This is a genomic window from Flavobacteriaceae bacterium (genome assembly GCA_003443635.1).
Classification (GTDB): Bacteria; Bacteroidota; Bacteroidia; order Flavobacteriales; family Flavobacteriaceae; genus AU392.
The window spans coordinates 2,804,110-2,826,559 of the sequence record CP031964.1; the positions used below are offsets into that span (position 1 = coordinate 2,804,110).

Genomic DNA, 22,450 nt, shown 5'->3' on the forward strand with positions numbered 1-22,450 from the left:
CATTTTATTTAGTCAATAAGCTATCAATTACTTCCCATATTGTTTCAGATGCTTTTGCTGGTGCATCTCCTGCTACTATTTTAAACCATTTTGAGCCTTCTACTACGTTGGATGTTTTCTTCTTTAAAGTGTTATCTACGATACTCTCTAAATCCTTTTTATCGGTACAGAAAATTACAGCTTCCTGACTTGGCATAGATCTAAAGTGTACATATTTATAATTCTGTCCTATATCTCTAATGCCTTTTTTAAGTTGTGGTTGTTCATAATTATAATAAACACAAGGTTTATTATGCACTACAAAATCAAATACTGTAGAGGAACACACATTGGTCACAAATTCACTGTGTTCACAAATGTTATATAACATTTTAAAATCTTCTTTTGCAGGTAAAACCTGATTCCATTGTCCTCCTATTTGCTTCCAAATTGGATCTATAACTTTAATAATATCATTATTTGATTCTATTACAGCATCATACCTCGATGTAAAATCTACAGGGCATTTTCTGTATATAATACCTAAATTTTCGCCTTCCTCATTGAGGTTTCTTACTACGTTTGCTAAGTCTTCTAAATAGTATTGATCTAATGGTGAAGTAGTTTCATCATCTCCTGAATAGCAGATATATTTTTTGTCTTCGTCTAAATTATGTTCTTTAAAAAATTCTGATTTAGATTGTAATAAATTAGTATTATAATGAGGTTCAAACTGTGGAGTTCCAGTAACAAAAACTTGTGATTCTTTTATAAAAGGGTAATATTTTAATACCTCACTCTTCATTAAATCACTCCATACAAAATAATAATCTGTTTCTACTACTTGCATAGCTTTAGGAACATTATCCCAAGAATATACAAAAGCTACTGTTAGAATACCTAAGTCTTTAGCTGCTAACAAAGCGCTTATAGATTGTGTAGCTCTTTGTGTCGTACAAAACACTATATCTGGTTTATGAATTTCTAATTGCGCTTTACAATATTTGTATTTTGAAGTAGAACGTTCTAAAGCATTAATTTTTTTACGAAGGTATATAACTCCTTTTTCTGAAGAATATAATCCTATTAATATCTTTGTATATATACTTTTAAAAATATTTTTTAAGCCTTTATAATTAAATGGAAATTTATATGTGGTATATACGAAATCGTTAAACTTATCTCTAGACACATTTAATTCTGCACGCTTCCTGGCTCTAGTATAGATCGGTAATAATTTATGAGTTGTGTGATTCTCTATTTTTACTTCGTTAAAGCCTAAATCATCTTTTAATGAAAAAATGGTATTATTCCAATACTGAATATCAAACCCCATTCTCTCTCCTATGTTTTTAAAATCTGTGAATGCAAAATTTCTTAAGCCAACACCGTCAGGAAAAAAAACAAATATTTTTTTCTTCATTCTAAATTTTAATAAATTATCTATCCTTTTTGGTTTTTTAATTTATCACGCTGTACTTGTTCTATTGGTAAAACATCTGAAGATTTAAACGATAAAGCTTTATATACTGCAGTTAAATCTCTAGATAATTTACGCAAGCCCATTGGTTCTAAAGATGCTGCATGATCAGTACCTTTCCAAGTACGGTCTATTGTATAATGTCTTTCTACAATATTTGCTCCTAAAGTATAGGCAGCTACATCTACAGCTATACCTAAATGATGTCCAGAAAAACCTATATGCTTTACATCATCTTCATATTTATCAATTAATAAATTAATATCTAAAAGACATACATCATCAAAAGGTACTGGATAGCCCGATGTGCAATTATAAAGTACTAAGTCCTTATTTCTTTTATGTTTTTTAAATAATTGCACCAAATTATCTATTTCGGTTTTGGTGGTCATTCCAGTGGAAATATGGAGTTCTCCTTTATAATTTTTGCATAACCATTCTAACATTCTTGTATTATTGTTACATGCCGATGGTATTTTAATAAACTCTGGCTCTAAAGATGTAATTTCTTTAGCTGATGTTACATCCCAAACCGATGTAGCATATGTAATTCCTATCTCTTCACAATAACCTTTTAGTTCTTTATGCTGTTCTAAATTAAATTCCAAAAATTCTCTATGCGCTCCATATGTATTTCCATATGAGTTTATAGGGTTTGGGTGTGGTTGATTATATTGTTCTTCTGTTAAGAGTTCTTTATTATGTCGTTTTTGAAATTTAACAGCATCAACGTTACAAAATATTTTAGCTACTTTAATTAATTCTTTAGCTATTGTTATTTCTCCTTTATGATTACAGCCTATTTCGGCAATGATGTAGGGTTTTTTATATGTATTCATAAAATCTAAAATCGTTTATTATAATTACTGATAAATTGACATGCTTCTCGAATAGCTCCAGCGCCAGAATTTTTTGATAATACTACATCTGCATTTTGTTTTACAATACTTGTTGCATTATTTGGTGCAAACGACCATCCTACACTACATATGTTAGTTAAGTCATTAACATCATCTCCAACATAAGCAACACTAGCTACTGATAAACTATTTTTTTCTGAAATATAATTTAATAATGTGTATTTATCTTTTACACCCAGATATACATTTTGAATGTTGAGTTTTTTCATACGTTTTGCAACTAACTCTGATTGTTCTGAGGTCATTACAATTACTTCAATATTAAACTGCCTTAAAATTTCAAGCCCCATGCCATCTCGCATATCAAACGTTTTAGACAACTCTCCTTCTTTACTATAAGTCACAGTACCATCAGTAAATACACCATCTACATCTAATACTAAGTGTGTGATTTTTTTTGTTTCTTTTAATCGTTTTTGACGCTCAATTAAAAGATTTTCAACAATAATCCAGTCATTTTCAGAATCTATCTCATATAAAGATTCTTCTGGCATTTTTACAATAGCAATTTTACTTCCTAATCGATTTCCTGTACGCTTTAAAGATGCTTTGGTACTTGTATAAACAGCCCCATTTTCTATTAATAAACCATCAAAATTTTGACGCCTTGGTCTTTCTAATAAATTATAGTTTATTGGAGTACCATTTTCATTCCATAAAAAACGATGTGTTTTAACAACAGTTAGTACTGAATCGTAATCTTCTTTTAATTTTTCCAAGCAAGCATTGATATGTTCGCGTTTGGTAAATGGTGATGTTGCTTGTAATAAGCAAAAGACATCAAAATTATAATCTATTTTTTTACAAAATTCTAATATCGCCATTTCTGTTGAAGCACTATCTGAAGCACTTTCTGCACTTCTCAATAACGCTTTAACTTTTGAGGTCCAATGATATTCTTTTCCTATAAAATCAATAATAGTTTGATCATCTGTATAAACGTAAATCTCATCTAAATTAGAAAAAATAGCTTCTCCTAAAACCCAAGTATATAATGGTCTACCAACCATTTTACGTTTATTTTTATTAAGCACACCTTTAGAGCCTTTTCGCAATGGAATAAATCCTACTGTTTTCATTCTAATTATTTAATTCATATCATTTATGCTAAAATACATTTTTTATCGACGAAATACCAAATAATAGGATAAAATGCAACAAATCTCATTTTATAATTCAGACAAAACTGTATATAGGTGTTTTATTTCTTCTTTTATAGGTGTTTGATGATTCCCGACAAATAAGCCGTTTTCATCTAAATATTTTGCGTTCTTCATTTCTCCAAAAATTTCGTAATCAAAATATTTCAAAACTTCATTTTTCGTAAAATCCCCAGTAACTATAGGTCTACAATCTATATTATTTTGTGTTAATTTTTCAACAACATCTTTACGTTTTAACTTAGATTCAGGTTTTATTATCAAACTAAAACCAAACCAACTACTATGATCTATATTTGTCTGTGTATAGAAATCTTTATGATTTTTAAATAGAGTTTGAAACTGTATTGCATTTTTTCGTCTGTGCTTTAAAAAGTTTGGCAATTTCTTTAATTGTTGTTCACCTATTGCTCCACACATTTCTACAGGCCTTAGATTGTAGCCTGGTAAAACAAATCTAAAGGATTCTGTAAACCAATCATCAGATTTATTTATCACTTTATTTTCCTTTGGCAAATGTCTTGTCCAACCGTGTGCTCTTAAGCTAATTAGCACATGGTACAACTCTTCATCATCTGTAACAATTAAACCACCTTCCATTGTTGCCATATGGTGAGAGAAAAATGTAGAAAATGTCCCCATTACTCCAAAAGTTCCTGTTTGCTTTTCTTTATATTCTGCACCCATAGATTCACAATTATCTTCCAATAATAGAATATTACGCGTTCCAATAATATTTTGTATTGTATCAAAATCGTTAGGGTTTCCTAACAGATTAACTGCAAATATCATTTTGGTATCTTTGGTAACAGCTTTTTCAAGTTGCTCTAAATCAAAATTTAAAGTTTGTAAATCAATATCTACAAATTTTAATTTTAATCCGTATTGATATAGAGGGTAATATGTAGTAGACCAAGATACTGCTGGCACAATAACTTCATCTCCTTTTTTTAATTTTGGTTTTTTTGTGTAAAATAATGCTGCTATTGCCAGTAGGTTCGCTGAAGAACCCGAATTTACCATCACACAATGTTTAGAATCTACAAATGATGCAAACTCCGTTTCAAATTGTTTAACGTGTTTACCCATTGTATACATATCACTAGCTATAACTGCTTTAATAGCTTCTATCTCTTTATCATCCCAAGTAGATGTTGCTAGCGGATACTTTATCATTCAATTACTTCTTTATAGTATTCATAAGTTTTTTTCAAACCTTCTTGTAATGTTGTTTTTGCTTTCCAACCAAAAATAGTTAATCTAGTATCATCTATTAATTTTTGCGTCATACCAACTGGTTTACTTATATCATGTTTAAATGTACCTGTATAACCAATAACATTTGCTATTTCTTTATAATAGTCATTTATTGTGTAGTCATGACCTAATCCTACATTTATGTTTTGTGGCATTTTATGAAAATGTTCTATTGCATAAAAAATAAAATCCGCAAAATCTTCTGCATACATAAATTCACGCCTTGCTTCTCCTGTTCCCCAAATAGTCACACTTTTTTCCGACTTAGTTTTAGCTTCATCAATTTTCCTGATTACTGCTGGTACCATATGTGAATGTTCAAATGAAAATTTATCATATTTGCCATACAAATTACATGGTATTACTGTTTTATATTGGTAATAATTATTTTCTTTATTAATATACTCACATAATCTTGTCGATATAATTTTAGCAAGCGCATACCCTTCATTTGTTGGTTCTAGTTCGCCCTTCAAAATAAGATTCTCATTTAATGGATTAGTAGCTTCTCGAGGATACATACAAGAACTAGATAAATTTATAAAATATTTTATTTTATTTTCTTTTGCAGCTAAAATCAAATTTCTACCCATATCCAAATTTTTAACTAAAAAATTTACTGGGTTAGCTATATTATCTTGAATACCTCCCACTAATCCTGCTGCATGAATAATATAATCTGGGTGATGTAGTTTAATATATTTATTTACTTCCTTATAGTTCTCTAAATCTAATTGATTTCGAGATGGTGCTACTATATTATATTGTTTTGAATTGGCATTGAATTCGAGAATATTCTTCCCAACCATGCCACTCCCTCCTGTTAGTAAAATCTTCATTTTATATAACATTCGATTTATATTTCACAACATAATCCAGGTCATGCTTCATCATCATTTTCACTAATCTTTCAAATGATGTTTTATTTGGGTTCCAACCTAAATTCTTTTTTGCTTTAGATGGATCGCCTAAAAGTGTGTCAACTTCTGCTAACCTATAATAGTTAGAGTCAATTTCTATTAATACTTTTCCTGTTTTGCTACAAACTCCACATTCATTCTCATTTTCTCCTTCCCATTTCAATATTATATTTGCTTCAGCAAATGCTAGCTCACAAAAATATCTTACTGTATGTTGTATTCCTGTACTTATAACATAATCTTCAGGAACGTCTTGCTGTAACATTAACCACATACATTCAACAAAATCTTTGGCATACCCCCAATCCCTCTTAGCATTTAAGTTTCCTAAATATAATTTATCTTGAATACCGTGTACAATCCTAGCTGCTGCCAAGGTAATTTTACGTGTTACAAATGTTTCTCCTCTACGTTCAGATTCATGATTAAATAAAATACCATTTACAGCAAATATGTTATAGGATTCTCTATAATTTTTGGTAATCCAATAGGCATATAATTTTGCTACTCCATATGGAGATCGTGGATAAAAAGGAGTTGTTTCTGTTTGCGGAGTTTCTTGAACTTTACCATATAATTCTGAAGTTGACGCTTGATAAATTTTAGTTTTCTTTTCTAAACCACAAATTCTAATTGCTTCCAAAAGTCGTAATGTTCCCATACCATCAGTTTCTGCTGTATACTCTGGCATATCAAAAGATACTTTTACATGAGATTGTGCTGCTAAATTATAAATTTCGTCCGGCTGAATTTGCTGTACCAATCTAATAAGATTTGTAGCATCTGTCATATCTCCGTAATGTAACTTAATACTCTGCTTTTGATGCAAATCTTTTAAAAGTGTGTCTATATATAAATGCTCAATACGCTCTGTATTAAATGTAGAGCTTCGTCTTATTACTCCATGAACTTTATAACTCTTACTTATTAACAACTCTGCTAAGTATGAACCATCTTGGCCATTTATTCCTGTAATTAAAGCTGTTTTCATATATAAGTACTTAAAATGTAAATATAATTAACTTCATATTATTTTAATTACTGTTATTAATAAAAGTACTTACTTCTGAAGTAAATATTTCAGCGCCGTTTTTCATTAAATGAGATACATCTCTATAGTAAGATTCATTTTTATATACAGGATTCAAAGTATCGTATATCATTATTTTATTTTCCTGTTGAACTAATTCATTAAATCGATTTAAAAAACTAGTATTAAATATTCTATAATTAGGTGGAAAAATGAATATTAATTCAATTTGATTGGATTTGCATAATTCTTGAATTCTTGAAAAAGCATGCAGTTTTTCTTTTTGTTCAAATTCTGTAGAATACTTTTCAAAAGTACTCTTATAAGTCATTTTAGAGTTTCCTTTTGACAAAATAACTTTAGAACCAAACGCTGTCATTTTATTTATTGGTAAAACATTATTTTTTTTCAAATTAAAATCTTTTCGATTTACTCTCGATAAACAAAAGATTTTAGACAATACATTTTTATTTCCTCTTCTAATAAGTTCATTATTAATGTAATTATATTTTTTTAATGGAGATAATCTATCGATTCTAAACTTTAATGTTGGCTCATAATTAAACTCATAAATATCGTCAATAATGAGTATAACTTTTTTAGGTTTTGTATTAAACTTTAATAGGGTTTTTAATAAAAACTCTTGAAACACTATATCTGCTCCTCTATAAGATAAATTATACGATGTTAAGCCTGTCTCATTTTGTAACTGTTCTGCAATAATATTATTAGCGCCGCGAGATGAACCTAAAACAATAAGGTTTTTATTCATTTCTCCTTTTAATATATATTCTAATCGTTTATCGTATTCTTTATTTGGCGCATTAGCAATAAAAAAATAAATACTCTTTTCAACAATAAAAAAAAGGGCACTAAAAACTACAATATTTAAAAGAAATTTTTTCATTCTTAAAATTGAAAGTAAATAAACTCTTGTTCAACATTACTGCTATAAATAAAAATACAAGCAATTAATATCATATAAAATGTCCATCTAAAAAATTTATGCCTGGCTAAAAACATATTACTTATTGCATATTTTTGATCTCTACCAAACCATTCTATTATCATAAAAACCATAATTAAAACCATTACATCCAAAGGTCTGATTTCTGGAATTCTAAAAAATGATGATGTAAAGATTTCTTTTATAAAACTAAAAGCATGGGTAATCGATTCTGCTCTAAAAAAAATCCATGCAAACACTGTTAAACTAAACGTTATACCTATAGAAATAACTTCTCTAAAGCTCGGTAATAAAGTTTTCTGAGCAACGTTATCAAGGTATTTTCTGTTTTTTTTAGCAAGTAATAATGGTAAAAAATAAAGCGCATTTAAAAACCCCCAAGCAATAAACGTCCAATTTGCTCCATGCCAAAATCCACTTACTAAAAATATAATAAATGTATTTCTAATTTTCATCCAAATACTTCCTTGACTCCCTCCTAATGGAATATATAAATAATCTCTAAACCATGTAGATAACGAAATATGCCAACGTCTCCAAAACTCTGCTATATTTCTAGAAAAATACGGAAAAGCAAAGTTTTGTTTTAAATCAAAACCAAACAATCTAGAAGTACCAATAGCTATATCTGAATAACCTGAAAAATCACCGTAAATTTGAAATGCAAAAAATAAAGCTCCAAAAAATAAAGTACTTCCTGAATAGTCTTCTGAGTTATTAAAAATTATATTAGCATATTTCGCACAATTATCTGCTATAACTATTTTTTTAAATAATCCCCACAAAATCTGACGCAAACCATCAATAGCTTTAGAATAATGAAACTCTCTTTTATCATAAAATTGGGGTAATAAATTTGTAGCTCGTTCTATTGGACCTGCAACTAATTGTGGAAAGAAACTAACAAATGCTAAAAATGAGGCTATATCTCTTGTAGGTTCTAACTTTCGTTTATAAACATCTATAGTATAGCTTAATGTTTGAAATGTATAAAAACTAATCCCTACAGGAAGAATTATATTTAGCGTATTTGGAGATATTTTACTTCCAAAAAATGAAAAAGCCTCGACAAAATTATCTATAAAGAAATTGTAATATTTAAAAAATCCTAAAAATCCTAAATTCACACAAATACTTATCCATAGTAATTGTTTTCGTTTATTAGGATTATTTTCTTTAGATAAACTTAATCCAATAACATAATCTAATAATGAGCTAAAAATAATTAGAGATAAAAAACGCCAATCCCACCAGCCATAAAACACATAACTTGCAATTATTAAAAGTATGTTTTGAAACCTTAGATTGGATTTGAAAACAAACCAATACAATACAAATATTATTGGCAAAAAAACAGCAAAGTCTAAAGAGTTAAATAACATTAATTTGTTTTAATATTTTAAACTTTTTAAATTCAATTTATTTTCTATCGTAATTTTCTTCACTGGCCTTCTAAATTTTAAAATATTAAACAATTGAAATACAGTCAAATAACATATTTTAATAAACGATTTAAAATAATTAATATCTGTAAGTCCATATTTTTTAAAATTATGCATTAACAATTTCAAAATTTTAAAAGTAGGTTTAGGGTAATACACTAAATAATAACGTAATTCATTTCTTAATTGCTTTTCAAATCTAAAATAGTTTCTCCCTTGTTGTTTTCGTTTTTCAGTATCGATTCTATGATTTATTACAATTGAAGGTTGATACAAAATTTGAAATCCTAAATCTAATACTTCTATTGCTACAGCGGATTCTTCTCCATAAATATCCATCCAAACTGGAAATCCGTTTATGGCATCATAAACTTCTTTTTTAATAGCAAATCCACACCCTATAAAATCGTTAGTTAAGTATGATTCTCCCATATTCACTTTCTTTAAGGCATCATCATCAGTATTAAATAATCCCTTTATTTCTTGAAAAGCAATAATCCCTAAATTATTATTTTGCTGAAACTCATTTTCCACTTGACTTATAAAATTATCACTAATAGGATGAGCATCATCATCTAAACCTATAAAAATTTTCCCTTTTGCTTTTTTATATAAAACACTCCTTGCTGGAGAAGCACTCATACTTTTTGAATTAATTGTCCAATTAACCCAATTAAATTCAGGTACAATCGCTTCAGTTTTAGAACAACCATCTATACATACCAAAACCTCATGAATAGATAAATTCATAAGTATTTTAAGCTTACTTAAAGTCAAAGCTAAATCTATAGGTCGGTTTTTTGTAACAATTAAAAAGGATAATTGCATAGTTTTTAATCTATTGTATTTACAGTTTCATAAAGCTTTAAAATTTTAGATTGTAATATAGTGCGATTATAGTTTTTCTGGATAAATTTTACATTATAATCTTTCGCTTTCTTTCTTAAATCATCATTTAGAATTGCTTGTTCTATTAACTCTTTTATATGATTTACATCTAAAGCGTTTTCAATTAAAAATCCATTTTTTTTATTGATAATTACTTCTTCAGTAACACCTCCAGGGTTTGATTGTATTGGAAATGCTCCCATACTCATCGCTTCCAAAAGTGCATTTGGCATCCCATCAGAAATGCTATTAGCAATATGCAAACAACTTTTACCCATTAGTTCTAATAAATCTGTATTCTGGATAAAACTATACCTAGAATATATTGTTATTTTTAATGTTGAAAGTAATTTAGAGTTTTTAATTATATTTTTAAGAGAATGATCTGCACTATAAATGATTATTTTTTTATCATTAATCAAATCTTCAGACACTAACTCTAATGCTTTTAATACAATTGATGCTTTACCTATACCATCATCGTATCCTTTTATCAAGATCGTATTTCTGTCAACCATCGGTTGAATTTTATTGATATCTACAGTTAACCCTCCATTGCCAGGGAAAACTCCTAAAAATTTAGATTCATAACCATTATTTAATATAATATTATAATCCCTTTTACAGTCAGTAATTAAATAATCTGTTCGATCATAAAAATCTTGGGCTTGTTGTTTAGTTACCCCCATTTTTTCAAAATAAAACACATCGCTTCCCCAAGAAGAATATATAAATGGAATAGCATTTTGCTTCATTATATCTAATATTGGTAATCCAGACAATTGCATTTCAAAACAATGCACAATATCTGGTTGAATTTCATTTATTAATTCCTCAAAAACTTCTGAAACTTTATATTCATTCCTTTTTTGAATAAATGTATATAATTTAGGTAATCTCTTCTTTATACGAAATCTAAATGGGTAATCTTTTTTTAATTTCCAACCTTTTATTTGCTTAACCCAATCTATACGTTTTGATTCTGGCCCTCCATCTGTTATATCAAACCAAAAAACCTCATGCCCTGAGTTTTTCAATTGATCAACCCATTGAAAAAAATGATGATTTGGTATAGCAACCATTAAGATTTTCATATTAAATTTTAAATAATGATTTAAATTGAGTGTCCCCACGTTTTAACACTTTAAAAATAATATAGAAGAAATGAATTCTTGTACACTTCAACTTCAAATTAAGATTATAACACAAATTCTCTGATTTAATAAAATCTAAACAATATGTCGCAGATTTAAAATCACGTTGCGCTAATCCCATTCTAAAAAACCCTAAAGTCATTTTTAAAATTGCATATTTTACTCTTTTTGAATCAGTTAATTTAAGTACTGTTTTTTTTGCTTTAAAATAGGACTCTAATCCATAATTTATATTTTTATAAAAACTATTAGTAGAGGAAAATGCACCAACACGATAATAAATAAGTGGTTCATTAATTATTTTATATTCCTTTTTATTAAAAAGTGCTCTTGCAAATAGTTCATGATCTTCTAATATATGTAAATCTTCACGAATAGGCATATAATTTTTTAACACACTTTTTTTCCATAATGGAGCTACCATCATCATTGGAAAAACACCAGAAACAAAATCTTCAAATACATTTTCTGAATATTCTATATCTGGAGTTTTATCTTTTAAGAATAAATTAGAATTAAATTCATTATCAAATTCTTGTAATTTACAAACTACAAAATCGGCTGTATCAATTGCATTTCGTTTCTTTAACAAATGCTCTGGGTGCATTACGTCGTCACTATCAAAAAACTGAATATAATCTCCTAAAGCTTTACTAAATGCGAAATTTCTGCACGAGCTTGGTCCTTTTTTTAAATGGCTTGGTCTGCTAAATATTTGAAATCGTGAATCATCACTTGTATAATCGTTACATATATCTATAGTATTATCCGTACTCCCATCATCTACAATAATACATTCCCAATTCTCATAAATTTGTTTTTTAATAGATTGTAACGTTTCAATTATTAAATGTGACCTATTGTATATTGGAATAAGTATAGATATCATATTATCACTTTTTTATAAGCCATAAGTTCCCGCCATGATTATTATACATTAATGGTAGTTTTTTAAAAGCATTTTTATGATGTTTATGTAAATAGTGAGAGAAAAATAATATTTCAAATTCTTTATTATACATTAAAAAAGCTTTAACTATATAATCTTCATTCCAATTTCTGCCTTGAAATACCCATTTTTTAGGATACTCAAAAGGATAAAAGATATCATGAAAATGAATTAAAACGCCACTTTTTAATCGCGGTAGTATTTCAAATAAAATAAAATTGACATCACTACCTGTTTTAGATACATGAGTACTATCTATAAAAAGAATATCTCCAGATTCAAGAGATTCAAATATATTAATTGGTACATTTTGAATAAACGATTCAATTATAGTAGTAGATATTTTATCTTTCTCTAAAATCAAATCATACAATCGCTCTGGGTAAGGCTCTATGAATGTTAAATCAATTTGATTTTGAAAAAAACAAGCATTTACATCCAACATCAATGCAGAGCTATAACCTGATCCAGCTTCTATTATCTTCTTTGGTTTATAGTTTCTAATCATTCCATATAATGAAATTGCATCTGAATAAGAATAAAATCCGTTTTTAAAAAAATACCTTAATCCTTCTTTTTTAGTGTCCTCAAAAGGTATTTCATCATAGTATTCTTCAAAGGATTGAATAGTTTGTAGCTGTTTACCTATATTCAAGTCAACTCCTAAAACCTCATTTACAGTTTCATTTTTCCATATTTCATTTTCTCTCTTTCTTACTTCATCTATAGAAATTATAGTTGAATAATAATGTCCTGCAGGATATATTGTATTCGATTTAAAATTTTGATTCTCTTTATATAATGTTTTTATATAAGGAAGTTTATTTAAGAAAGATTTGATTTGTTTTTTTAGTTTGCCGAACATAATTACTTTATTTCCTAAAAAAGATAATTTTAAGTATGTATATATTAGATTTAAATATATCAAAACTACTTATTTCATTATTTGAATATACAAACCTTAATTTCTTATAATATTTAAACACATCTGTTAAACGTTTCAATAATTTGCTTTCAAATCTTAACCCTGCATAAAAAGCCCATATTGCTTTCTTTGCAATGACTTTATTAAAATGCGTATCTACATTTAAATCTTTATTAGATGCTAATTTTAAACACTGATATCTATAATAAAAAATATCATATAATTTTTTCTTAGTTATATTAGTTTTAGAGCTAATTTGACTCTTATCTCCATCTCCGCTTCTAATAGTTGCTAAAACTATATCTAAAACTTTTATGTTAGGCTTTAAAGCTAGCATTCTTATATGAAATTCATTATCTTGATAACGTTGAATCGTTTCATCAAAAAGAAGTTTACCTTCTAGGAAAGAGCGTTTCCATAAAAACCCACAGGTTTGAATTTCTATAGCTTCCATAGCATAATTGTAGAATAAATTTCTCTCATTATTGTAATCAAATTTACTAGTTCTATATTCAGTAATTTGATAATTTGCATAGTTATTTCTATGCAGAACTGCATCTGTATTAGTTTGAAAAGCTTTTACTTTTTCTTCTAAGAAATTAGGTTGCATAATATCATCACTATCAAACCAATTGATATAATCGCCTTTAGCTAATGTAAATCCATAATTTCGACAACTATTGGCTCCTCTTACTAGATGATTTGGTCTATCAAAATATTTAAATCTAGAATCTGTTTGTAAATACGTCTCCATTGTTTGTTTAGTATGATCTGTACTACCATCATCAATTATAATACACTCCCAATTAGTATAAGTTTGTGCAACGATTGTATCTAATGTTTTTTTTACAATGCTTTCACGATTAAATATCGGAATAATTATAGAGATTAGTGGAGAAGATAAAGTCATTACATTATACTACATATTTACATTAAGAAAAATCATCAAAGTTTTTATTTTATAAAAAAAAGGTATAACTCTATTCAATATTTAATTATAATCATTATCAAGGTAGTTATAAATTTGTTCTTTATTTAACCCTTTCATTCTATAAATGTATTTTTTAAAATGCTTTGAATAAAAAAGTTTCTTAAACATTTTCTCTGACAAAAAATAATTTATAGTATTCTTTTTAAGAAGTTTAAGTTGTTTAAAGTCATTATAAACCTTGTTTTCATCATTTAGTCTAGTAAACTCTTCTTCCATCCAAGGTTCTAAACTATTTCCAAGATGATATGCATAATTGTCATAGGTTGCCAATCTATACCCTCCATACTTCAATACAGGTTTATCTAAATACAAAGATTCACTATTACCCCCAAGTTTAAATTTGCTATTAAATTTAGGAAGCTTATTAAATACTTCTCGTTTATAAGTTCCAACAAAATGTGAATTGCCAATAACTGCTAAAACATCATTTTTTGCTTTTAAAGTCGCCACAACATCTTTTAATTTTTCGCTTAATCCTGGCCAGCTTATACTTTTAGCAAATCGTGTTAATGCTTCAGGATTCTTCACTGGTGAAAATTTTAAACGTTTGGAAAACAAATAGCGTTTCCAAATATTACTTGTTAACCTTAATTGTGTACGATACATAGGTACTGGACTTATCATCCCAGCTTTAGGAAAAGATTCAAAAGCAATAATAATTTCTTTCTCCCAATTATTTAAAAATAAAACATCAGCATCAGTAATTGTAATTAACCGTTCTTCAGCAGTACGCAATGCTTTTAAAATACTATTAATTTTTCCAATATTCTCTTTCTCTACAATGAGTTCATCTATATGATTCTCATTTTGTAAGTTCATTAATTTTATATTGACAGAATCATTACTTCCATTGCTTATAACAGATATTTTTATTGGAGATAATGCTGTTTTTCTTATCGAAAACAAGCACAATTCAAAAATTCGAAATGCATCAGTGTAATACCCTTCTTCATTTGGAATGTATAGAGGAATAATAACTCTATGAGAACACATACTAAGCTTTATTTTTTCATTCCTTATAACGTTCTTACCTTTTCTCATTTTACAAAAGGGCAGCTTTTTAAAAGATCTTTTTTTCTCAACTCTAAAACATCTTCTTCTTGCAATAAAACTGTTTTATTCTCGTCAAGTAAGTCTTCTATTTTTTTAATACTCAAACTATTAGGGTTAACAAATATTTCTTTTTTCAAATAAATATTCATCGATTCAAAATAATCATAAAACTTTATATCATCACCAGATAATTTATTCGAAAATTTTACCCAAAGAGATGGTATTCTATATGATTGACCCACTATAACTCCATGTAAAGAAGACGATATTATATTTTCGCATTCTAAAATTTCATCAGTTGTTTTTTCAACATCTTTAGTAAGCAAATTAATTACTTTTATTGTATTGTTATGATCAAACTTATTATTTACAATTTCATAATCAACAAAATGTGGTATAATGCCTATTTTATATTTTTTTGAAGTATTATTTTCATAAAACATTGGAAGCAGTATTGCTGGATCTCCATAAACTTCAGGAACTGTATAATTCAACTCTAATAAACGTTTACGTGTTCTAGGCCCTCTAACCGCCAAAAAGGTAGCATTATTCACTTTTTCATCTTTTCTCATAATACCTCCTCCCCAGACAACAGTATTTTTGTTAGCTGCAAAAAGTACACTTCCAATACAGATATAATATGTTTTAATTAATCTATTTAAAATTTTCTTTAAAAAGTGGTTTTTAGAAATTACAATTTTTTTTGATAGCTTTCTAGTGAGATACAAAGACATTAAATCTCCATAGTTTTGTAAACTATCTTTTCTTTTTTCTTGCCACCAATACAATCTAATTATCATCTATTTTTTATAAAGATTATAAAATAATGCAATCTATTATAGTTCATTTATTCAGAAGAACATATCTATTAAAATATCCTAAACCAAATTTCGATAAAAACTCAACAATTAAAAGTTTTAATTTAATTACTTTTCTACTACCCCATTTATTATGAAATTGTATTAACCCCTCTATCATCTGTTCATTTTCTAATACCCAAGTCCAATTTTCTTTTACAACATATTTTGGTATTTTACTATTTAACTCAATAGGTTTTTTCTTTTGTTTTAATTCTTTAACACTAATTCCTTCTAAATGGCTTACAAATGCTTTTGTCACCAATGCATGCTTAATATTAAACTTTCTTAACATCATTGCATAATCATTATCGGCATAATAAAAATTAAACCTTTCATCCAATTGCTTAATATCATCAAATACTTTTTTATGTATTACTAGGCACCATCCTGTAATATGTTTTTGAATATCATAACCAACAATATAATCATTATTTTTTGTCGCTTGCTTTGAAAGTTTATTTGCATTAGCATCAAAAGGTGAAAAAGATAAAATATTTTTGTTACCCTGACTTACTTTAAGGATTTCTAACAACCAATTTTTATCAAAAACAACATCATTATTGCTTAATATATAGAAAGTTCCTTCTGCATTATCAACGCCAATATTTAAAAATTTATGAAAGTTAAATTTTCCTTTCGGCATTATCACCTTTAAATGCTCCAAATCATAATTCCAATTATTAGTCTTATTACTTTCTATTAATATAATTTCATATTTAATCTCTGATGCTTTTGCACTTTCAATAAAAGTAGTGAAGCAATCTAAGTTCATTTCAAAAATAGATTGATTTATAGTATTTGAGAGTACAATTAATGAAAACTTAAGCAAAGTATATTATTTTTTAATGTTCGAAATTTTATTTAAAAATCGTTTTTTTAATTTTTTATATTCAATTTTATTAAATATTCTAAAACCCAAAAAACTTGTGTGATATTTTGGAAGTAACCACCAAAACCAAGATTTATAAAATATTTTATTATTAGTAACTATATTATCTATATCATTTTGTTTTCCAAAATCTCCATAGTTATTGATTTGTATATTAACTTTTTCAATCCATTTTTTTTTAGGAATTTGATTAAATAATACATTAATAAATCTAAAATCTGCTCCTTTCCATTCATCCCATTTTGCTAAATCTTTATATTTTGAGTGAAAAAGAATATTTGAAGTTCCAATATGATTAAGCTCTATTTTTTTTTGCTTAAAATGCTTTTTTAAGGGTAAAGTTTTTCCATTAGGGTATCTTATTTGCCAAACAATCATTGTATCATTATCCATTTTTTTAATAAGTTTTACTGCTTCTTCTAAAACTTTATGATGTAATAAACTATCGTCATCATCTAAAAATAAAATCCATCCATTTTTAACCTCTTTTAATAATTCATTACAATATAAGTTATAGGGTGCATAAATAAAGCTTTGCTTTATTTCAGGATCACTGGTTACTTTATTTACTTTTATTTTTTTTAAATCAAAAGCATTAATATAATTCAAATCATTATCATTATCATATGATATAATATGATTAAAATTTTTATATGATTGTTGGATTATAGATTGATGGCAATTTAAAAAACCTATTGGCCTATTAGATGTTCTTGTTAGGATATTTATTAAAACATCTTCTTTTGAATTAGATTTCATGTTGTTAATTAATTGATCCATTTTATGAGAAAACTGAGAAGTTATTAAAAGTGATGCACCGCATTTTCTATCTCTTGATCTAAAACACCAATATGCCTTTTAATATTATAATTTGCTTTTATATTTTCTTTTCCTCTTTTACCTAATCTTTTTGATAAATTTAAATCATTCAGCAATTGAAGCATATTTTCTGTCATAGCCTCAACATCATGTTCTTCTGATAGAAGACCTGTTTCTTTGTCAATAATAACATCTGGTATTCCTGCATGTTTTGTTGAAATAACTGGTAATCCTGCAACACTAGCTTCTAAAATTGTTAGCGGAGTACCTTCCATATTTCCTGAAGCAGCTGTTATAGAATGCTGTACAAAAGCTAAAGATTTTTTAATATGAGATCTATAGTCTTCAGGGGTAATAACACCAAGAAATATGATACTCTTTTCTAGTTTATAATACTTTACCAAGTTTTTACATACATTTAAAAGCTCTCCATTTCCTGCCATAAGTAAAAGAGCATCCGAGTGAGTTTTTAATACTTCCTTAAATGCTAAAATGGTATAATAAGGAGCTTTTTTTTCTGTAAACCTTCCTATAGCTATAAATTGTTTCTTTTTGAATTCTGGCTCAACTGTTTCAAATTCTGGTTGAGGACCATAAACATTATATAAAAGCTTCGCTGAAGGGCAACCTAATTTTAAAAGCATATCTTCCATTTTTTTGGAAACGGCGATGATTTTGGTTGCTAATTGAAAAATTTCTTTATAATTGTTACAGTTTTTTACAATATTTGTTACACTTGCATCATAGCCATGAAAATGAACTATAATTGGCAAACCACAATCTTTTAATACTTGTTTTAAATAATAAGCATGTGTTCCATATTCAACTAAAATTACATCTATTTTATTATTTTTAATACTTTTTAAAACACTTTTATTTAAAACATATTTAGATGATTTATTAGTCAACCTTGCATATATTTTAAGGATTATTTTAAAAAAATAAGGAACTAAATCTCCTTTGTTTTCCAGTTTTATATGATTCTCTTTCCCATAATAGTAAAATATATTCCCTTTTAAATATTTTTTATGTGCCTGAATAAAAGTTTCAGAATATGGGTTTTGATTAGGAGTGAATAATGCTATATTTAAATTTGTTTTTTTCATTTTGTAACTATACCATATAAGCCAGTAATCATTTGACCTTCTGTAAACATAATTGTTTCAGGCTTGTCTAATTTCATTAAATAATTTATTATGGGTTTTAATAATCTTGAGAAAAAATTTCTTTTAAAACCAGACATAGGGCTTCTTAAAGCCCAAAGCCCTAACATCTGAGCCATAGATGCATGCCATCCCCCTGTTGCATTTATTTTAATATTTTTAAATTTTGCATTTTTAAAATGTCTCTCTAAAGAAAAAGGAGTGTATCGATACTCATCATTGGGAGTTTCGTGTAAGTTCCATAAAAAAGGAACTGTAAAAAAAAATATCCCATTAGGTTTTAAAACTCTATAAACTTCATTCAACACAACTTCTATGTCTGGGCAATGCTCTAGCACTTCTGTTCCTATCGCACAATCGAAAGTATTATCTTTAAAAGGCATCGTAATACCATCCCAGGTAAAATCTGGTTTTATATTATCATCATACTCTAAAGCGTTATCAATGTCTAATCCATTGTATGTTTTTACTGCACTATTATCTAAAATATATTGTTTATAGGGCATTTTACCACATCCTATATCTAAAAGGTCTCCTTTAAATAATGAAAGCTTTTGAGTTAAAGCATCTAATATAGCTTTTCGAATAGTGTACCTATCTAAATTATTTTTATTTAATGAAATTTCAGTAAACTCATTCATTATCAATATTTTATATTTTTACCCCCATTCTACATGTATAATCAATTCTATGTAAAAACAATTCTATATTATTCTTACTTAAGTATTCATCAATGGCTTTCTTACAACCTTGCCAGTGCCCATAATCATCAATTATAATGATACCTCCTTTTACTAATCTTGGAAATAAATGTTCCATTTCATGCAATGTCGATTCATACCAATCTGTATCTAATCTAAGAATTGCAATTTCCGTAGGAATTCCAGACTCTGGTATTGTATCCTCTACTTTTCCTTTAATAAAATGAATATTATTAGATGGGTAATCAATTTTATAGATATTACTTTTTACCTCATCCAAAGCAGACAAGCATTCAATCTGATTCCAAAATTTATCTTTATTCTGATATGCATCAGAAGCTGATTCTCCTTTAAAAGACTTATCCATTTCAGTAGGTTCACTCATCCCTTCAAAAGTGTCGTATAAATATACATTACGATCAAAACTTTTTAAATTATTTAGAGTTTTTAATGCAGCCATCATACTCCCTCCTTTCCATACACCACATTCAACTATATCTCCTTTAATATTATTTGCCTCTATATGCTCTATAGAGCGTATTAAACTTATTATTCTTTCTGGGTTTGTTAATGTAAAGCGTTTGACTTCTTCAATAATTTTTTTTTCTTTAGGTTTAATATCTGAATACCTATTAGGCTCATAAACATGATATTCTGAAAAAAACTTAGAGAAGATTTTATTTTTAATTTTCTTTTTTAATTTTTTAAGCATTAGCTTTTTCTTTTATTATACTCCAATTACTATCTTCAATATATTTACAAGCTCCTTTAGCCCAACTATAATCATTTCTAGTACTCTTCATCATTTCTATTTTAAAGCTACAAATAGAATCTAAAAAATGAAATCTCTCTTTTGTTTTTGATTCTGACAAATAAACTTTCAATGAATATGTTCCCATATAAAGTTTAGGGTTTAAAAAATCACAACTAAATATATATACTCCTTTTTCTCTTTTAATTTTATGTTCTGAATCAATAATCCAAGTATGAGTAATAGGAATCCCTAACTCATCAATAATTTGAAAAGAAAGTGCTAAGTTGTCAACATTGTATGGAAGGTGTACTTTAAAATTAAACTTTATTAATTTACCGTATTCATGAATGTTATTGGGCAGGCTAGTATCTATATTAACCTTTATAATTTTTGGCGATGACAAATCTCCAGTATAAAAGAATTGATCAGATTCATTTTCATCTTTTAAATATAGTTTTATTGCTTCATTTGTACTGCCTATAAAATTCACAAATCCATCTTTTAAAACCATAACTCTATTTGTTAATTTAGATATAGCATTCATATCATGGCTAACAAACAAGACCGTTCTACCTTCTCCTTGTGAGATATCTTGCATTTTACCAATTGCTTTCTTTTGAAATTCAGCATCTCCAACAGCTAAAACTTCATCAACCACTAATATTTCTGGTTCTAAAAACGCTGCAACTGCAAAAGCCAATCGTACGGTCATTCCTGATGAATATCGCTTCACAGGGGTATCTATGTAACGTTCACAGCCCGAAAACTCAATAATCTCGTCTATTTTAGATTTAATCTCTTTTTTAGTCATTCCTAAAATAGCTCCATTCAAAAAAATATTTTCTCGTCCAGTCATTTCACCATGAAATCCTGTTCCTACTTCTAATAAAGAAGCTATTCGTCCTTTAGTTTTTATTTTTCCTGTAGTAGGGCCAGTAATCTTTGATAAGATCTTTAACAGAGTTGATTTTCCTGCGCCATTTTTACCTATAATTCCTAATACTTCTCCTTTTTCAACTTCAAAATCTATATTTTGTAGAGCCCATACATATTCAGATGTCCCTTTTACATCTCTTTTATTACTTTCACTTACTTTTAGATAAGGGTCTTCTTTACCTCTAATTTTACTCCACCATCTATTTAGGTCATGACTTAATGTTCCAGTTCCAACTAACCCTAAGCGATATTGTTTAGATATATTTTCTGCTTTTAATATTACTCTTTCTTTTTTCATATTGTATCTATAAAACTTTTCTCGGTTTTATTAAAAATCAATAATCCAATTAAAAAAATAATTATTGTAATTATAATTGTAAAAAATATATTCCCTATTGAAAAATAACCTTCAGAGAAAAACATATACCTAAAAGTTTCAACAACTTTACCTAATGGATTATTCTCTATTAATGGTGTTATATAATCTGCAGTCTTAGGGAAATTGTTTTGAATTTTAGTAACTGCAACTTGAGTAGGGTACATCACCGCAGAGATATACATCAATAATTGCACTCCAAAACCAACTAAAAAAGTTAAATCTCTATATTTTGTGGTCATTGAAGAAATAATCATTCCTAATCCCAATCCTAATAATCCCATTATTATAATTATAATTGGGAACAATGGTAATATTTTCAAATCAATACTTCCTGAGTTACCCTTTATCCAGAAAAAAAAGTAAAAGCCTATAAATATTAAAAATTGAATCCCAAATTTCAATAAATTAGAAACCACAACAGATAATGGTACAATAACTCTTGGAAAATATACTTTTCCAAAAACACCTTGATTCTTTTTAAATGTGTCACTTGTTCCTTTTAAACATTCAGAAAAGTAATTCCATATAGTAATACCAGCTAGATTAAATAAAAATGGATGGATGTTATCTCCTACTTCAATATTTGCAATGCCATTAAAGATTATCGTGAATATTACTGATGTAATTAGCGGTTGAATTAAGTACCATAGTGGGCCTAATACAGTTTGCTTATATAAAGTAATAACATCTCTCTTTACAAATAAGAATAGTAAATCTCTATAATTCCAAATTTCTTTAAAATTAAAACTGACTAATCGTTGTTTAGTTGAAATTGTATATAACCATTTTTCTTGAGTCACTATTTTTTTTTTAATTTCACTTATTTATGCTCTA

General features: G+C 27.5%; 22 protein-coding genes. All 22 read right to left on the minus strand.

All coding sequences use genetic code 11. The features are described from left to right. Positions 1-4 precede the first annotated feature (4 nt). The 22 genes from D1817_12905 to D1817_13010 all read right to left on the minus strand — a co-directional run bounded on the left by D1817_12905 (position 5) and on the right by D1817_13010 (position 22,419). Positions 5-1,402, minus strand: a complete 1,398-nt coding sequence (locus D1817_12905) for a UDP-glycosyltransferase (GenBank protein AXT20746.1) — start codon at positions 1,400-1,402, stop codon at positions 5-7. A 20-nt stretch (positions 1,403-1,422) separates the two neighbouring features. After that, positions 1,423-2,298 (minus strand): N-acetylneuraminate synthase, encoded by an 876-nt coding sequence (locus D1817_12910; GenBank protein AXT20747.1) that lies wholly within the window; start codon positions 2,296-2,298, stop codon positions 1,423-1,425. A 5-nt stretch (positions 2,299-2,303) separates the two neighbouring features. Then, positions 2,304-3,458, minus strand: a complete 1,155-nt coding sequence (locus D1817_12915; protein ID AXT20748.1) for an acylneuraminate cytidylyltransferase — start codon at positions 3,456-3,458, stop codon at positions 2,304-2,306. Positions 3,459-3,548: 90 nt separating this feature from the next. Then, on the minus strand, positions 3,549-4,715 hold the full coding sequence (locus tag D1817_12920) for a DegT/DnrJ/EryC1/StrS family aminotransferase (GenBank protein ID AXT20749.1): 1,167 nt from the start codon (positions 4,713-4,715) through the stop codon (positions 3,549-3,551). Further along, positions 4,712-5,635: an NAD-dependent epimerase/dehydratase family protein gene (locus tag D1817_12925; GenBank protein AXT21281.1), complete on the minus strand. Its 924-nt coding sequence runs from the start codon at positions 5,633-5,635 to the stop codon at positions 4,712-4,714. Before D1817_12925 ends, D1817_12920 begins: the two co-directional genes overlap by 4 nt. 1 nt (position 5,636) lies before the next feature. Next, entirely contained in the window at positions 5,637-6,707 is a 1,071-nt protein-coding gene (gmd, locus tag D1817_12930; protein ID AXT20750.1) for a GDP-mannose 4,6-dehydratase, read from the minus strand. A gap of 43 nt (positions 6,708-6,750) precedes the next feature. After that, positions 6,751-7,653 (minus strand): hypothetical protein, encoded by a 903-nt coding sequence (locus D1817_12935; GenBank protein ID AXT20751.1) that lies wholly within the window; start codon positions 7,651-7,653, stop codon positions 6,751-6,753. Positions 7,654-7,655: 2 nt separating this feature from the next. After that, positions 7,656-9,095: an MBOAT family protein gene (locus D1817_12940; protein ID AXT20752.1), complete on the minus strand. Its 1,440-nt coding sequence runs from the start codon at positions 9,093-9,095 to the stop codon at positions 7,656-7,658. Between the two features lie 9 nt (positions 9,096-9,104). Continuing rightward, positions 9,105-9,983, minus strand: coding sequence for a glycosyltransferase family 2 protein (locus tag D1817_12945; protein AXT20753.1), 879 nt, complete (start codon positions 9,981-9,983; stop codon positions 9,105-9,107). 5 nt (positions 9,984-9,988) lie between these two features. Next, positions 9,989-11,137 (minus strand): glycosyltransferase, encoded by a 1,149-nt coding sequence (locus D1817_12950; protein AXT21282.1) that lies wholly within the window; start codon positions 11,135-11,137, stop codon positions 9,989-9,991. A gap of 1 nt (position 11,138) precedes the next feature. Next, on the minus strand, positions 11,139-12,086 hold the full coding sequence (locus D1817_12955; GenBank protein AXT20754.1) for a glycosyltransferase: 948 nt from the start codon (positions 12,084-12,086) through the stop codon (positions 11,139-11,141). Positions 12,087-12,090: 4 nt separating this feature from the next. Further along, the gene (locus tag D1817_12960) at positions 12,091-13,011 is read right to left on the minus strand and encodes a class I SAM-dependent methyltransferase (protein AXT21283.1); all 921 of its coding nucleotides are present in this window, start codon (positions 13,009-13,011) and stop codon (positions 12,091-12,093) included. Between the two features lie 7 nt (positions 13,012-13,018). Continuing rightward, positions 13,019-13,981 (minus strand): glycosyltransferase family 2 protein, encoded by a 963-nt coding sequence (locus D1817_12965; protein ID AXT20755.1) that lies wholly within the window; start codon positions 13,979-13,981, stop codon positions 13,019-13,021. An 81-nt stretch (positions 13,982-14,062) separates the two neighbouring features. Further along, a complete protein-coding gene (locus tag D1817_12970; GenBank protein ID AXT20756.1) occupies positions 14,063-15,103 on the minus strand; it encodes a glycosyltransferase family 2 protein in 1,041 nt (346 codons plus the stop codon). Then, positions 15,100-15,915 (minus strand): polysaccharide pyruvyl transferase family protein, encoded by an 816-nt coding sequence (locus tag D1817_12975; GenBank protein ID AXT20757.1) that lies wholly within the window; start codon positions 15,913-15,915, stop codon positions 15,100-15,102. The genes D1817_12970 and D1817_12975 overlap by 4 nt, the downstream gene beginning before the upstream one ends. Before the next feature lie 43 nt (positions 15,916-15,958). Next, a complete protein-coding gene (locus tag D1817_12980; GenBank protein ID AXT20758.1) occupies positions 15,959-16,747 on the minus strand; it encodes a glycosyltransferase in 789 nt (262 codons plus the stop codon). 63 nt (positions 16,748-16,810) lie between these two features. Next, a complete protein-coding gene (locus tag D1817_12985) occupies positions 16,811-17,644 on the minus strand; it encodes a hypothetical protein (protein ID AXT20759.1) in 834 nt (277 codons plus the stop codon). 23 nt (positions 17,645-17,667) lie between these two features. Continuing rightward, positions 17,668-18,789 carry a glycosyltransferase gene (locus D1817_12990; protein AXT20760.1) on the minus strand — a complete coding sequence of 374 codons (1,122 nt, stop codon included), beginning with the start codon at positions 18,787-18,789 and terminating at the stop codon, positions 17,668-17,670. After that, entirely contained in the window at positions 18,786-19,487 is a 702-nt protein-coding gene (locus D1817_12995) for a class I SAM-dependent methyltransferase (GenBank protein ID AXT20761.1), read from the minus strand. Before D1817_12995 ends, D1817_12990 begins: the two co-directional genes overlap by 4 nt. 10 nt (positions 19,488-19,497) lie before the next feature. Next, positions 19,498-20,259 carry a macrocin O-methyltransferase gene (locus D1817_13000; GenBank protein AXT20762.1) on the minus strand — a complete coding sequence of 254 codons (762 nt, stop codon included), beginning with the start codon at positions 20,257-20,259 and terminating at the stop codon, positions 19,498-19,500. After that, a complete protein-coding gene (locus tag D1817_13005; GenBank protein ID AXT20763.1) occupies positions 20,252-21,535 on the minus strand; it encodes an ABC transporter ATP-binding protein in 1,284 nt (427 codons plus the stop codon). Before D1817_13005 ends, D1817_13000 begins: the two co-directional genes overlap by 8 nt. Further along, positions 21,532-22,419 carry an ABC transporter permease gene (locus tag D1817_13010; protein ID AXT20764.1) on the minus strand — a complete coding sequence of 296 codons (888 nt, stop codon included), beginning with the start codon at positions 22,417-22,419 and terminating at the stop codon, positions 21,532-21,534. The genes D1817_13005 and D1817_13010 overlap by 4 nt, the downstream gene beginning before the upstream one ends. Positions 22,420-22,450 lie beyond the last annotated feature (31 nt).